The sequence below is a fragment of the Bacteroidota bacterium genome (genome assembly GCA_017303975.1).
Lineage (GTDB): Bacteria > Bacteroidota > Bacteroidia > JAFLBG01 > JAFLBG01 > JAFLBG01.
Map to the genome: position 1 here is coordinate 32,824 of JAFLBG010000015.1, position 16,136 is coordinate 48,959.

Sequence of the window (16,136 nt, forward strand, 5' to 3'; positions counted from 1 at the left end):
ACTAACTTATAAACACATTGTAATCGCCAACACTTACCTCATCTGCTTTACCTTTATATTCAACATAACTTCCCAACATAGAGTTTCTCAAGAGGCTATTTTTTATAACGCTATTGTTCTGAACAATACTATTACAGATAACGCTACCTTCTACCTTGGTATTGCCTCCTAACGAAACATGAGGACCAACAATGGAGTTTTCAATCTTAACATTATCTCCTATGTAACAAGGTTCAATAACGGTAGAATTAATAAATTGTGCTGATGCAGAAACTAACTTCTCCTCTTTTCGCACAAACTCCAATACGCGTTGATTAGTATATACGGTTGCGTCTTTATTTCCACAATCCAACCATTCTACAACCTTACCGGGCACAAATTTAGTGCCTTTGTTTTTCATGTTTTCCAATGCATTGGTAAGCTGGTATTCTCCTTTGTCTTTAATATCATTATCTAATAAATAACGAAGTTCCTTCTTTAAATACTCGCCATCCTTAAAATAATAAATACCTATAATGGCTAAATCAGAAACAAATGTTTGTGGTTTTTCAACAAAGTCTGTAATCACATTCTCTGTATTAAGCTTTACTACACCAAATGCGCGTGGATCTTCTATTTTGTGTACCCAAATAATTCCATCTTGTTCATCGTCCAATTTAAAATCCGCTTTAAAAAGTGTATCGGCAAAAGCAACCAAGGTTTTTCCTTTTAAAGATTGTTCTGCACACAATATTGCATGAGCTGTCCCCAATGCTTCATTTTGATAGCAAATAGTGCCCTTTGCACCTAATTTTTCGGCTATTGCAATTAGGTTAGCTTCCACATCTTTACCAAAAGCAGAGCTAATAATAAAAGCCACTTCTTCTACTTTGCTTTTGGATACTTTTGCTAAGTCTTCTACAAGTCTTTGCACAATAGGTTTTCCTGCTATTGGCAATAGTGGTTTAGGAACCGTAAGTGTATGCGGACGCATACGTTTTCCCATTCCTGCCATTGGTATAATAATTCGCATATTTTTGTATCGTATTTAGGTGTTAAAATAAGATATTTTTGGGAGTAATTTAGATTAATAAACGATTTTTGAATATCTAAATTCTACAACAAATAGAATTGCTATTTCTTACCTGTATGACCGAATCCACCCGCCCCTCTATCCGTTTCAGCCAAAACTTCTGTTAATGACCATTCTGCTTGCTCATGAGAAGCAATAACCATTTGCGCAATGCGTTCTCCGGCATTAATTGTAAACTGTTCATTAGATAAATTAATGAGTAATACTTTTATTTCGCCTCTGTAATCGGCATCAATTGTGCCGGGAGAGTTTAAAACTGTTACTCCATTTTTAAATGCCAACCCACTGCGAGGTCTAATCTGCGCTTCGTAGCCTACTGGCAATTCTATATACAATCCAGTAGGAACCAATGCGCGCTCCAGTGGCTTAAGAACAATAGGCTCCAATATATTAGCTCTCAAATCCATGCCCGCAGAGGCAATAGTTGCATAACTTGGCAACTCATGCTCCGATTTATTTACAACTTTAATCTGTATCATACTCAATTAATTTTTAGCGAAATCTTACTTAACAAATTCTCTTTTTTAAAAATGTAAAATGTATAAACCAATAAAAACAAGGTATTGATAATTAATTTAACTGGAATTGTAATGGTTTCGGTAGGAATCAACGTGGAGATGAAATAAAAAAACATTGCTACTAAAAAATAAACCGACAGCTTTTTAACAGGGTAGTTTATGTTATGTTTTCGCTGTCCAACAAAATAAGAAACAGCCATCATACTGGTATAACAAGCAAATGTAGCCCAGGCAGCCCCCGTATAGCCAATTCTAGGTATCAACAAAAAGTTTATTATCAATGTAATTGCAGCTCCAATTAGCGATATGTATGCACCATAATAAGTTTGACCACTTAATTTATACCAAATAGAAAGATTATAATAAATACCTAAAAACATATTTGCTAATAGAAGTATTGGCACTACATGTAAGCCAATACGAAAATCTTTTCCTATAAAAAATTTAATAATATCTATATACATCATTGTTCCTAAAAAAATAAACAAACATGCGATAACAAAATAGCGCATCACATTTGCATAAATTTCGTCTGCATTTTTTTCTTTAGAGTGCGAAAAGAAAAAAGGCTCTGCGGCAAACTTAAATGTTTGAATAAAAATGGTCATCAATATTGATATTTTGTAACAGGCTCCGTAAATACCAACTTGCGTCATTGCAACATGATGATCGGGTATTAAATATTTTATTAAAATTCTATCCAAGGTTTCGTTTATAATTCCGGCCAAACCAGCAAATAGCAAGGGATATGTATATACTAACATTTTTTTTAAAATGCCATAATCATAATCATATCGCTCCTTAATAATAGTAGGTAATAAAAGAAGAAACGTAAATGCACTGGCATATACATTCGATAAAAATATATATCCAACACCAACTTCTTTTGCATAAACCATATTTACACAATCAACAGCAATATTGTTCTTGAGAAGATATGGGCACAACACTATAAAAAATAGATTTAGCAATATATTCAAGAGTATATTCAACGACTTTATAAATGCAAATTTCTTGGCTTTGTTTTCTTGCCTAAGCTTTGCAAATGGAACGCTACACAACGCATCAAATCCTAAGATGAGCGCAAACCATTTTACATACTCTTGATTTTCGGGATAACGAATAAGCGATGCTAACTGAGGCGTAAATAAAAATGAAAACACTACAAACAAAACAGATGTGGTAACGATGGCAATAAGGCTTGTTGTATAAACTTTATTTTTATCGTAATCCATTTGCGAAAAACGAAACAAGGTTGTTTCCATTCCATATGTAAGAACAATCAATAAAAAAGAGGAATAGGCATACATTTCAGTAACAACCCCATACTCTTCCGGATTAAATTTATAGGTATAAAGCGGCACCAAAAGGTAATTCAATAGCCGCCCAACAATGGTTGGAATTCCATAGATGGCAGTTTCTCCGGCTAATTTTTTAAACGAGGCCAACTCCTTATTATTTGATTTGAATAAAAATAAGCAATTTATTCAGCAGTACCCGAATCTTTTAACACACAATCGAATCGCTTTGCAAATTTTTCTTTTAGAATAGTTTTTACCTGAGTAGCGTCCACCTTTTGTTGAAGCTCGAGATGCATAGATGTTACGGCCTTATCAGTAATACCACACGGAACGATATTATTAAAATAACTTATATCGGTATTTACATTTAGCGCAAACCCGTGCATAGTAACCCATCTGCTTGTGCGCACACCCATTGCACAAATTTTTCTAGCCACAGATGGATTTTCATAATCAACCCAAACACCCGTTAATCCGGCAATTCTACCCGCTTTAATAGTAAACTCAGCCAAGGTGTCTATAATTACTTCTTCTAAATACCGTAAGTATTTATGTATATCTGTAAAAAAATTATCTAAATCTAAAATCGGATAACCTACTATTTGTCCTGGCCCATGGTAGGTGATATCACCACCTCTATTAATCTTATAAAAAGTGGCCTCATGCGCAGTAAGCTGTTGCGAGTTAATTAATAAATTATTTTCCGAACCACTTTTCCCTAAAGTGTATACATGTGGGTGTTCGCAAAACAACAAATGACTTTGGGTTTGAATCTGCTCATTTTCTTGAGCATTTCGATTACTTATTTTATTTGCAATTGTTGCATTAAAAAGTTTTTCCTGATAATCCCAAGCTTCCTTGTAATCAATTACAGCTAAATCTTGGAACAAAACTTTTTGCATGTTATATTTTTGCCAATTCTGATTTTAGGAAGTCAATTACTTTTACCTCTACAATATCAACCTGCCTAAGCTCAGCTAAATAAAAAGAAATCCAATCGCCCAAATGAATAAAGTAAATAGCCTTTTCTAGCTGAGACTCGCCCTTACAATACACTTCCATAATATTTGAGGTGTATTGTTTTATAATTTCTTTATTAATCTCTATTCTTTTTTGGTTGCGCTGGTAGTCTTCCTTATCTCTAAAAATAATCACGGCTAAATCTTCGTGCTTGTTTTTCCAACCTACCAACTCATTATGATTCATTTCGGGCACAACATTATGCCAGCAAAGCATTTTCGCATTTTCGTTAATCTGTTGTCGAAAGCGAATTGCAACGCCTTCAAACAAATTGGTAGAATATATAACCGGAATTTTGTTATTCAAATATGCCGCTACTTCTTTTGCTTCTGTATGAATAGCTGCAGATTCTGAATTTAATAGGGCTACGGCTTTTTTCAGTTGTCCTAAAAAATCAAAATTAATTACACCAAATGCTTTTAATATAAAAAACAATTGAGTGAGTGAATAGCCTGCACACGACCGAGGAGGCATTCCTCCGGGAATAAGAACACAATCTAGATTATTCTGTTTGGCTATTTCGGCTACTTTACCTCCGGATGTAACACAAACAACCTTGCATTTTTTAGCAATAGCCACAGACAAGGTTTCTAATGTTTCTTCGGTATTTCCGGAATAAGAAGAAGCAATAAACAACGTATGTTCGTTTATAAATGCAGGAGTGTCGTACCCCTTAATAACAGTTATTGGCAACTTTGCATTCCTAAAAACCAACTCACTTACAATACTGCCTCCAATCCCAGAACCACCTAACCCGGCAATAACAATATTAGTAAGAGCTGTTGTAGGTTGCGTAAATTGGGCTTTTTCTCCTATAGAAATTGCCTGTGTAAGTTGTTTACCAAAATCTTCAATTAATTTCTTCACAAAAGTTTACGTATGGTTTAAACCAAAAATAGATTTTTTTTTCAAATATCTCGCTGAAAAAAGCAAGTAAGGGATTAATTTTGATTCGGGTTACTTGATAACAAATCGCTCCACCAAAACGGTGTTTGCAATAGTTACTTTTGCAAAATACATACCGGAAGTAAGATTTACCCCATAATCACTCAACTTTAAAAATCCGGATTGTGATACATTTATAGTTAAATCGGATGGCAATACATTCGCACCACGAACATCTACAATAGAAATAGCTACAACACCGGAATAATCTGTTGCGGTGATAGCAAACTCAATTTCATTTTTATCTCCAGGATTTGGATATATACGTACTCCTTGATTTTTAGAAACTGTTGCATAAACAACTTTGGAATATGAAAAATTTCCATCAAAATCTGTTTGCTTTAATCTATAATAATTATCGCCATTTACCGGATTTTTATCTGCTGCAATATAAGTGATGATATTAGTGCTGTTGCCCGCTCCTTTCATTTCTAACACAGGAAGAAACTCAACGCCATCAGCACTTCTCTCGATGGTAAAATAATTATTGTTTTGCTCAGTAGCTGTTGCCCAATTAAAATTTACTGTAGTACCTAAAGCCTCCGCCTTAAAATAAATCAATTCTATTGGCAATCCACCTATATTACCACCCTGCGCTAAACAAGGGCCCACAAAGCAATCGTCCTCTGACCCAAACACTGTTCCTTTGTGATCTGTAATTAACGACCCTGTGGTAGTCATTAATCCTGTACCATCCATAGCCGATTTATTTCCACCTTCGTATTTGCCATTTACATGAACCTTACCGTTTACAGTTATGCCTGAGCTGTTATTATTGTTTGTTAAATCTCCATTTACAACCACAACAGCGCTTCCTTGCACCAGCACAAAAGAATTGTTGGCAAACTCCAAATTTCCTGTAACAAGAGTATCTCCGGGATAAACTATTAAAAAACCTCCTGCATCAATTTTTACATTTCCATTCATCTGAGTTTTACCATCTACTAGCAAAAAACCTCCACTAGAAACTTCTGCATCATACTCTGTACCACCGGTTTGATCGATCAGGTTACCATACACGGTAACAGCAGCAGAAATTTTATCGCCTCCGGTTAAATTTTTATTGAGTGCTACTTTGTGAATGCTTTGTACGGTAACATTATCTGAACTTACCGGTACAGCCGCAGGATTCCATGTAGAGGGACTATTCCATGCCCCGGAGTTGATCGAAACTTTCTGACTAAAGCCTATAAAATTTAAGGTTATAAAAAGGAAAGTAAGTGTAAAAAATTGCTTCATGGCAGTTGTTTAAGGATGCGAATTTACCACTATTTAAACCGATTGTCAATACATAAACTACATTAAATTTTCAACTGAACCTACTTTACTGAAAATGAACTCATTTCAACAACACAACAGCTTAAAAAACAACCTGTTTTAAGATATTGTATCCATCATTTTTTAGAGTATATTTGCCGCTATTAATTTTTGAAAAATGAGCTACAAAAAAATTGCATTACTTGCCACCTTAATTATCGGGATAACTAACCTGTCTTATTCTCAAGAACCAACAACTGCTGCATCAAATATTACCGCAACCTCTATTTCATCTAGTGGAGCTACTATTTCTTGGACAAATGGAAGTGGAGCCTATAGATTAACAACATTAGCACAGGGGACATCCAACTCAAATGTTCCTACTGATTTTGTTGGCTATTCTGCAAGCACAGCTTTTGGCTCAGGCACTGCCATAGGTGGATCATATGTTTTATATAAAAACTCTGCATCATCAGTCCCTGTAACAAATCTATCGCCTAGTTTGCCTTATACTGTAGCGGTTTTTGAATACAACGGAGTAGCCTTGCCAAACTATAAAACAAATACCTATCCTACTTATACCTTCTACACCCAACCTTCGACAAAAGCTAAAAATTTGAATTTTACAAATGTAAAGCATAATCAAATGACACTAAGCTGGAGTAATGGCAATGGCACAAGAAGAATTGTATTGGCAGAAAAAAATTCTTCTGTATCTGCTTTGCCTGCATATGGCATGACCTACACCGCAAGTGCAGTTTTTGGAAATGGAACACAATTGGGAAGTAATACCTATGTAATTTACGATGGCATTGGGACATCTACAACCGTTTCAAACCTTTCATCAGGCACTCAATACAGCTTTGCGGTTATTGAATATGCAGGATCAGGATCTGTTACAAATTATCTTACTTCCTCTTACTTAACTAGCAGCCAAACCACACTCAATCAAGCAGAACCAACCATAGCTTCATCAAACCTTAGTTTTTCTGGGGTTTCGACCAACTCGCTAGTAGTAAACTGGACAAATGGAAATGGAGCTGGTAAATTTTTAGCAGTAAAGCCTAGCCGCATGCGCACTGCACTTGCTTTTGATGGCGTAAACGACTCGGTTGTAATTCCTCATCATTATACACAAAACAGCCTTCCATTAACTGTTTCTTGTTGGGTTAAAACGACTCAAAATTCAAATGCCGTAAGCAGTATCATCAATAAATATGTAGTTAATTCTTATAATGGCTATCAACTTTATGTTTACCAAGGGAATATAATAGGCTGGTATTTTGGCAATACTACTAATTATATCTGGCCAGGAAACGGAGGAACACCAGGAGGAACAAACGGTGGCTTTATTGCGGATGGAGATTGGCATCATATTGCATTTGTTGTAAACTCAGGAGGTGCTGATTTATATGTGGATGGAGCCAAAAGATGCTCAAACGACTGGGTTGGAACTGCAACAGCAGCAAGCAATACAAGAAACATTCGTCTAGGAAGTTATCCTGGGATATCTCAATTTCAAGGGCAAATTGATGAAGTAAGTATTTGGAATACCGACTTAAGTGCATACGAGATTCAAACCTATATGAACTCATCCTTATTAGGGAATGAACTCAACATGACTGGCTACTGGCCAATAGACGATGGGTACACAACTGCTAGCAGTATTAAATCAAAAGCTATTTCAAATCCTACTCTAAACGGAACATTATACAATATGCCTACTACGGCTGCAAGTAATTTTACAAGTTCAAGCGGATGGGTTTATTCCGGATCAGGAGTTGATGCTCCATTAGATGGATACAATTACATACAAAAAAGCACTTTTGCGCAAGGTAGTGAAATAGGAAATGGCTATTATGCAATGTATGGCTCAATGTTAGGCGCTACTTCAGCAACAGTTACAGGACTTTCGCCCGGCACAACATACCATTTTGCCTTGTACGACTTTAATGGTGTAATTGCTACAGGTAACGCTAATTATTTAACTTCTGCGTATGCTACAGCCGAACAACAAACATCTGTTGGCTCAGCACCTGTAATTAGCTCATTTAGCCCTACATCAGGGGCTCCCGGCACTGTAATTACGATTACTGGAACTGGCTTTAGCACCACATTTACCGACAACAAAGTTTTTATAGGTGGTCTTAAAGCCACCGTAGTAAGCGCTACAGCCACACAACTAAAAGTAACACTTCCTTTTGGTGTTGCTCATGCTCCTATTCAAGTAACTGTAAATAATTTAACAGGGTATTCTTCTAAAGCATTTATTGTAAATAAATCTTGCTCTTCAAGTGGAATTGCAGCAGGATCATTCGTGTTAACTAATACAACAGCTGTTGCATCTTATGGATATGACAATGTATTTGCTGATATAGATGGAGATGGTCGCCCGGATTTATTAAGTGCAGGATGGTCTGCCAACAAACTAAGTATTATGCGAAACACCTCCACTAACAATAATATTAGTTTTGCAACTAAATATGATTTGACTTGCAACGTTGGTCCGGTAGGTGTTGTAGTAGATGATTTTGATGGAGACGGAAAGCTAGATATTGCAACAGCAAACTACAATTACCCTTACAGCGTTTCTATTTTCCACAATGTAAGCACCAGCAATTCTATCAATATAGATTATCGTAAAGATTTTTCGCTACCATCTTATCCTGGACAACTAAAATCGGCTGACATAGACTTGGACGGACGACCGGAGTTAATTGTTGGGTACTTTAGCGGAAATGTTATTTCTGTGCTAAAAAACAAAAGCTCTGTTACCAATGTTGATTTTGATGCGTATGTAAACTATACTGTTGGCACAAGCGCAAATGGCAGAAGACTTTCTGTAGGCGATCTTGATTTAGACGGGAAATACGATATAGCTATTGCTCAAACAAATGCAAAAAAAGTATCTATTCTAAAAAACTCAAGTACTGTTGGCTCTATCTCCCTATCTGCAGCTATTGATTACACGCTTAATGCAAATGCCATGGATGTAGCCATTGGCGACTTAAACTTTGATGGAAAACCTGAAATGACCGTAGCTACAGCTACCAACACCATTGCAGTTTTCAGAAACGCTACTACCGTAGGAACTATAAACACAAACTCTTTTCCTCGTGCTGACATAACTCTAAGCTCCGGCACTGCAGATGTTATCTCTCTGGCTAACTTAGACGGAGATGCAGCAAAAATGGATATTGTTGTAGGGTATGCAAGTGGAACAAAACACACAGTATTAGCAAATACAACCGCTAGCTTGGGAGGAGTTCCTTCTTTTGCAGCAGGTATTGATTATAGCTATGGAGCATATTCCGGATTCTATTATGGAGGAATCACCTCCGGAGATATTGATGCAGATGGACATCCCGATATTGTGGTAAATACAAACTCCAACACCTTGCTTGTTTATGAAAATAAAATTGACCCTATCGCATCGGAACCTACTACTCCATCCAACAACACTTCTGTTACTGGCACTACTACAAATGCCGCTACAGTTAACTGGACTGCAGGAAATGGAATAAATCGTGTGGTAGTGGTTAGAGAGTTTGGAACTTCTACCCCTTACCTAGCACCTTTTGATGGTACTAGTTATTCTGCAAATGCAGCATTTGGAAGTGGGTCGGATTTAGGTGGCGGAAACTACGTTGTTTACAATGGCTCTAGCAACAGTGTGAACATAACAGGATTAAAATCTAACACCTATTACCACTATGCAATTTATGAATACAACGGTTCAGTAGGATGCGAATTAAATTACCTTACTTCTACCTTCTCTAGTGGATATATTTACACACTAAACGTAACACCTACACTTAACAGTATTTCAAATCCTGCTGCTGTATGCCAAAGCTCGGGAGCACAAACAATTAATTTAAGTGGTATTTCTTCCGGAACAGTAACCGAAACCCAAACACTTACTGTTAGTGCGGTATCAAGCAACACCACGTTGATTCCGGCTATAGCAATTACATATACCAGCCCGGCTACAACAGCTATTTTATCCTACACTCCTGCATCATCAGGCACAGCGGTAATTACAGTAACTGTTGACGATGGAGCAGCAAACAACAACACCATCGTTAGAACTTTTACAGTAACCGTAGATGCTACTCCAACAACTGCCAATGCAGGCACAAGACTTGAAGTGTGCGGAATTCAAACCAACTTAGCAGCAAACGCTCCAAGTGTAGGCACCGGCTCTCTAAGCATTATCAATACAACCAACGGTAGCATAACACTTTTAAACCCAACAAGCCCAACATCGGCTATTACAGGGTTTAATGTAAATGATTCGGTAACGGTTCGTTGGACAATATCAAACGGAGCCTGCGCACCAAGTACTAGCAACGTAAATGTGAAACGTAAAGTGTGTCCATTAACAGCAGATTTTACAACAGCTAGCAATAAAACACAATGTTTATCCGGAAACACGTTTGTGTTTAACGATGCTACCAGCAGCAGCGGAACAACTATAATTGGATGGGCTTGGAATTTTGGAGCAGGCGCAAATCCTTCTACCGCTAGCGGTCAAGGACCACATGTTGTTACCTATACTACCACCGGAACCAAAGACGTGCAATTGACGGTAGTTGATAATTTGGCTGCTTTTGATCAAGAACAAAAAGTTGGTTTTGTTACCATTTTAGACAAACCTAGTACTCCCGGAGCCATTACTTCTTCAAACAATGTTGTTTGCCAAGGAAGTACCGGTAATCAATATTTGATATCTGCATTGCAAGACGCACCTAGTTACATTTGGACATTACCATCGGGTGCAAGTATAAACAGTGGCAGTGGTACCAATACTATTTTTGTTGACTATAATAACTCTGCTATCTCCGGAAATATTACAGTAGCAGGGGTTAATACCTGCGGCACAGGATCATCCTCTCCAGCATTTAGTGTTACGGTTAATCCTTTGCCAAGCGCAGCATCTAGCATTACAGGCTCATTAACTGTGTGCGAGGCAGGAACAGGCACATACAGCATTAACACATCAACCAGTGCTACAGGATATGAGTGGAGTTTGCCCGCCAACGCAACTATACAATCAGGTACAAACACCAACAGCATAACTGTCGACTATCCTGCTGGCAGCATTTCCGGGCAAGTAGTAGTAACTCCTACCAATAGTTGTGGAAGTGGTACAAGCAGCATGGCAACAGTTACAGTAAATCCGTTACCATTGGCAGCAAGCGCTATATCTGGAAGTGCAATAATACATACCTGCCCATTAGATTTAGGAATTACCTATTCGGTACCTGCCATTACAAATGCAACTTCGTATGTATGGAGTGTGCCGACCGGAGCAACCATTACAGGAACAACCACCGGTAGCTCTATTACAGTAGATTATTCTTTAGCATCCGTTGCAGGAAACATTACCGTATACGGCTTAAATGCTTGTGGTAGCGGAGCTAGCTCAAATCTAGCGGTAAGCGTAACTACACCGCCTCCTGTTGAAATATGTATGGTAACGGTAGATTCAACCTCTACCCATAATATTGTAGTTTGGGAAAAACCATTTGTACATGATATTGATAGTTTTAGAGTGTATCGTTTGCAGGGTTCTTTTTACAAACACATAGCCTCTGTACCATTTGACTCGTTGAGCTTGTATTCAGACACCTCTGCTGCTGCAAATCCTAACAACCAACAGCATTTTTATAAAATATCATCTATCGATACATGTGGAAATGAGTGGAACTTAAGTCAACCACATGCACCTGCATTTTTACAAATAAACGTGGGAACCAGCGGTGAAGCTAATTTATCTTGGCTGCCTTATGTAGGTGCCAATTTTGGCTCTTACGCTGTAGGCAGAGATAGCACAGGAAACCTAAACATTTGGGACAGCTTAGGTGTAGTGCCGTTTAATAGCCTTGTGTTTACCGACCTAGATTACGTTGCGATATATACTAAAACGAATGTAAGCTATAAAGTAAAAGCTATAAACAATGTGTTTTGTACAGCTACAAAAGGTAAGGCATTTGGCTCTTCCGCATCCAACGTAAAAAAGCCAAGCAGTATTGTTATCAATAGTATAGAGGAGTTGGGAAATGCGATATCGATGTACCCTAATCCAACCGAAGGATTGGTGTACATTAGTTCAGCTATTGCCGCCAAACTTACTGTCCGATTAGTAAATAGTATTGGGCAAGAACTAAAAGTCGCAACACTCAATAATAATGCTTCTAAGAGCGCTAACATAGATACTAGTTCACTCGCAAAAGGAGTTTATACACTAGAATTCATTTCTGAAGGGATAAAAGTGCAGAAAAAATTAATTGTGCAATAAAAATTAAATTAGAAAACTAAAATAGCTACCCATGGGTAGCTATTTTAGTTTTTAGCAATCCCTCATTTATTTGTATTTTTATTGGCGTGTTAAATTTCAACAGATATATCCATTTCTTTCCATTAAAAAAAACTCTATTATTCATAGTGTTTTTGCTTGGGCTTAAGACTATTGTGGCTCAACAATATTCAACAAAAAAATACTCGACAAATGAACATATTAACAGTATTCAAGTATATAGTCTATTTCAAGACTCCAAAGGATTTCAATGGATCGGTAGTGAAAATGGGTTGAATAAATTTGACGGAAAAAAATTCATTGATTTTTCAAAAAAATTCGATTCCGAATCAAAGAATATTGAATCTATTATTCAAGACAAAAACAATACCATCTGGTTTGGTTCGAATAAAGACGGCATTCTCTCATATCAAAACAACCAGATTAAGCAGTTTAATCTTGGCAATGAGGAAAACAACAAAATAAATTCTTTGTTCGAAGATTCCCAAGGTAATATCCTAGCGGCATCAAAAGGTGCCGGAATTTTGAAGTTTAATGGAAAGGGATTTGATGCGTTGCAATTACCCGTTACATCTTATTATTCCATAGAAGAAGATCCAAATGGAATTTTATTTTTCGGTTCGGTAGATAGTGGGATATTTATTTATGCAAACAACAAACTACGAAAACGACTGCTACTACCTACTGATGCTGCAAATTCAGTCTATTGCATGAAGCACGACAAGGCTTCGACCTTATACATAGGAACCGCGGGAAATGGGGTATATAATTATAAAGAAGGTGTGCTAACACAAATGAATATACCTGAAATAAGTAGGGATGTTATTTATGAAATAATCATTGATGTCGACAAAAATTTATGGATCGCCACAGGCAACTCAGGTGTAGTTCACTATTATACAAAAACAAACACCTACGATATTATTACACGAAACAATGGATTGAGCTCCAACTCCATCACCTCGCTTATGCAAGACAATGAGCAAAATATTTGGATTGGCACACTGAACAGCGGTGTGTGTGTGCTTAACATCAATGGATTTTTATCCTATACGAAAGAATCAGGTATTGATTATCCGGAAATAAGCAACATAAACACAATAGGAAGCAACTACTACCTTTCTACACTAAATGATGGTTTGTACTTGCTGCAAAACAAGTCCATGACGCATTTGGCTAAATACGAGGATTTCAACAACTCCAGTATTGTTACCACATTAGCCGACAATCAAAAACTATGGATTGGCACAACCAGTGGAGCTTTTATTTTTGAAAACGGCAAAATAACACAACCTCCTTTTCTTAAAAAGCTAGAGAATATGGCTGTTGTAAGTATTTTAAAGGACAAAAAAGGTACCATTTGGATTTCTACCTATGGCTCAGGGTTATTTAAACTCACCACTAACGGACTCGAAAACATTACTACAAAACAAGGGTTACCAACCAATAATATTTACACCGCTTTTTTTGATAGCAATGGAATGCTTTGGCTAGGTACATTTCAGTATGGCATTGTGAAATACAATGGAGAAACATTTACTCAATTTACACAAGAAAAAAATAATTTACCCGAAAACACCATTCTTTCTATTTGTGAAGACAAAATAGGCAACATGTATTTTGGAACAGAAGACGGAGGGCTTACCTGCTACGATGGTCGCACTTTTTCAAACATAACAGAAAAAGACGGACTGAGTTCCGACAATGTATATGCCATTGCAGTTGACCAAAAAGGAATACTTTGGGCAGGTACCGATGCAGGTGTAAACAAAATTGAACTTACCGCAAGCTTCAAAGCTAAATCGATAAAACACTACTCGATAAAAGACGGGATGTGTGGCAATGATATTTTGCAAAATGGGTTTTACCTATCTAACGATGGCATGATTTGGATGGCATCTACCTCGGGAGTCTCTGTTTACAATACCTTGAAAGAAAGAGAAAACACAACACTTCCTAAATTATGGATATCAGAAATTTTATTAGACAACCAACCTGTAGATTGGACTACCTTTGCAGACAGCATAGACAGCAGAACACAGCTGCCTGTTGGATTAAAACTTAAACACAATCAAAATCAATTATATTTCAAATTTCAAGCGTTGTCTATTCAATCTGTTAAGTTTTCATGGATTTTGGAGGGTCTAAAAAAAAGCAGCTGGAATCAGCCATCAGAAAACACCGAATTCAATACTGGGCCATTAGACCCAGGCAACTACACGTTTAAACTAAAAGCCCAAAACAACGATGGATATTGGACAAAAGAATCATACGAATTTTCATTTACCATTTTAGAGAATCCATTTAAAACATCGTTGGCGTATGCTTCTTACGCCACGGCTGCACTGCTACTAATTATAGGCATTTTTAGATACCAAACCAGTAGGTTAGAAAAGCGTAACAAATTATTGGAATACAAAGTAAACGAACGTACCCAAGAGTTAAGTGTGGCGCACAACAAACTTAGCTATGCCTACACCGACATTAAAGACAGTATTGAATATGCCAAACAAATACAAGACGCACTGCTACCTGTACAGGAAGATTTAAATAAATTAATTCCGTCATCCTTTATTTTATACAAACCAAGAGATGTGGTAAGTGGCGATTTTTATTGGTTTACAAGTGCACACAACAAAACATACATTGCCGCTGTAGATTGCACAGGACATGGTGTTCCGGGAGCATTTATGAGTATGATTGGAAATACATTGCTAAATGAAATTATTGCAGAGGGTGTGGCACAAGAACCCGCAGCTATTTTAAATCAACTAAATACAGATGTAAAAAAATCTTTGAAGCAAGATAGAGAAGGCGTAGATAGTAAAGATGGAATGGACTTAGCGTTGATTGCACTATCTAAAAAAGAAGATGCTACCACATACACAATAGAGTATTCGGGAGCAAAACGACCGTTGTATATGGTTAGAAAAAACAACGATGGAGTTTTTGAACTAACAGAAATAAAACCCGACAAATTGAGCATTGGAGGCAGCAACTGGAGCACGCAAACGCTTTTTACAAACAACATACTTGAAGTTTCTAAAGGCGACCAACTATACATTTTTACCGATGGGTATGCTGATCAATTTGGTGGAGAAAAAAGCAAAAAAATTACAAGTAAACGTTTGCAACAATTAATCTTGTCGAACGCTCATTTGCCTATGCGCAAACAAAAAGATATTCTATTTACTTACTTTACCGAGTGGAAAGGCAATACAGAACAAATTGATGATGTATTGATTATTGGTATTACTATTTAACCCTAAACAGCTCTATTCACTAGGCATTCTAAACTCTCCCCTCTCGAGAGGGGATTAAAGGGGTGTGTAATTTTCCAGACGTTGTTGGTATTCCAGCCGTTGTTGGTATTATCACTATGTATGTTCGGAATACCTTTAGTGATAATAATAATAGGGGCTGAAGATATTATTTGGTATATGTTAAAACATACATTTTATCCCCTTTTTTAGAAACCTCAACTTTACCTTCCAAAATTTCAAAAAAGTGTTGCTTTTTATATCCTAACACTCTTAAATTATTTTGAATAATAAATTCAGGAATTGGATCTATGTGTGTTTGAAATATAATAGGTCTTAACAAATCTGACCTAGTCCATTTTTCATGCCCACCTGAAGTTTTCACATATTTACAATGGACTAACTCTAAAAAAGATTGAAACTTAGAAATGCTTATATTTTTAA

Annotated in this window: 9 protein-coding genes; 2 read left to right on the forward strand and 7 right to left on the reverse strand. The window is 36.9% G+C overall.

All coding sequences use genetic code 11. The features are described from left to right. Nucleotide 1: 1 nt before the first annotated feature. The 6 genes from J0M08_07070 to J0M08_07095 form a co-directional block, all read right to left on the reverse strand. Entirely contained in the window at nucleotides 2-1,012 is a 1,011-nt protein-coding gene (locus tag J0M08_07070; GenBank protein MBN8702808.1) for an NTP transferase domain-containing protein, read from the reverse strand. Between the two features lie 101 nt (nucleotides 1,013-1,113). Next, nucleotides 1,114-1,548, reverse strand: coding sequence for a dUTP diphosphatase (dut, locus tag J0M08_07075; protein MBN8702809.1), 435 nt, complete (start codon nucleotides 1,546-1,548; stop codon nucleotides 1,114-1,116). A 5-nt stretch (nucleotides 1,549-1,553) separates the two neighbouring features. Beyond that, nucleotides 1,554-3,038 carry a polysaccharide biosynthesis C-terminal domain-containing protein gene (locus tag J0M08_07080; protein ID MBN8702810.1) on the reverse strand — a complete coding sequence of 495 codons (1,485 nt, stop codon included), beginning with the start codon at nucleotides 3,036-3,038 and terminating at the stop codon, nucleotides 1,554-1,556. 35 nt (nucleotides 3,039-3,073) lie between these two features. Further along, complete coding sequence (lipB, locus tag J0M08_07085; GenBank protein MBN8702811.1) at nucleotides 3,074-3,793, reverse strand: lipoyl(octanoyl) transferase LipB; 720 nt, start codon at nucleotides 3,791-3,793, stop codon at nucleotides 3,074-3,076. A gap of 1 nt (nucleotide 3,794) precedes the next feature. Next, nucleotides 3,795-4,778, reverse strand: coding sequence for a bifunctional phosphoglucose/phosphomannose isomerase (locus J0M08_07090; GenBank protein MBN8702812.1), 984 nt, complete (start codon nucleotides 4,776-4,778; stop codon nucleotides 3,795-3,797). Nucleotides 4,779-4,868: 90 nt separating this feature from the next. Then, nucleotides 4,869-6,095, reverse strand: coding sequence for a T9SS type A sorting domain-containing protein (locus J0M08_07095; GenBank protein ID MBN8702813.1), 1,227 nt, complete (start codon nucleotides 6,093-6,095; stop codon nucleotides 4,869-4,871). 196 nt (nucleotides 6,096-6,291) lie between these two features. On the opposite strand from J0M08_07095, the gene J0M08_07100 reads away from it, so the two are divergent. Beyond that, nucleotides 6,292-12,414 carry a VCBS repeat-containing protein gene (locus J0M08_07100; protein MBN8702814.1) on the forward strand — a complete coding sequence of 2,041 codons (6,123 nt, stop codon included), beginning with the start codon at nucleotides 6,292-6,294 and terminating at the stop codon, nucleotides 12,412-12,414. 173 nt (nucleotides 12,415-12,587) lie between these two features. Continuing rightward, nucleotides 12,588-15,695: a SpoIIE family protein phosphatase gene (locus J0M08_07105; protein ID MBN8702815.1), complete on the forward strand. Its 3,108-nt coding sequence runs from the start codon at nucleotides 12,588-12,590 to the stop codon at nucleotides 15,693-15,695. A gap of 166 nt (nucleotides 15,696-15,861) precedes the next feature. On the opposite strand, the gene J0M08_07110 is transcribed toward J0M08_07105, so the two are convergent. Beyond that, nucleotides 15,862-16,122 carry a type II toxin-antitoxin system HicA family toxin gene (locus J0M08_07110; GenBank protein ID MBN8702816.1) on the reverse strand — a complete coding sequence of 87 codons (261 nt, stop codon included), beginning with the start codon at nucleotides 16,120-16,122 and terminating at the stop codon, nucleotides 15,862-15,864. Nucleotides 16,123-16,136 lie beyond the last annotated feature (14 nt).

What these genes read in the sequence shown, in the direction of transcription:
- J0M08_07095 (MBN8702813.1), bottom strand. Translation starts at nt 6,095, where the DNA reads ATGAAGCAATTTTTTACACTTACTTTCCTTTTTATAACCTTAAATTTT.
- J0M08_07070 (MBN8702808.1), bottom strand. Translation starts at nt 1,012, where the DNA reads ATGCGAATTATTATACCAATGGCAGGAATGGGAAAACGTATGCGTCCG.
- lipB (MBN8702811.1), bottom strand. Translation starts at nt 3,793, where the DNA reads ATGCAAAAAGTTTTGTTCCAAGATTTAGCTGTAATTGATTACAAGGAA.
- J0M08_07100 (MBN8702814.1), top strand. Translation starts at nt 6,292, where the DNA reads ATGAGCTACAAAAAAATTGCATTACTTGCCACCTTAATTATCGGGATA.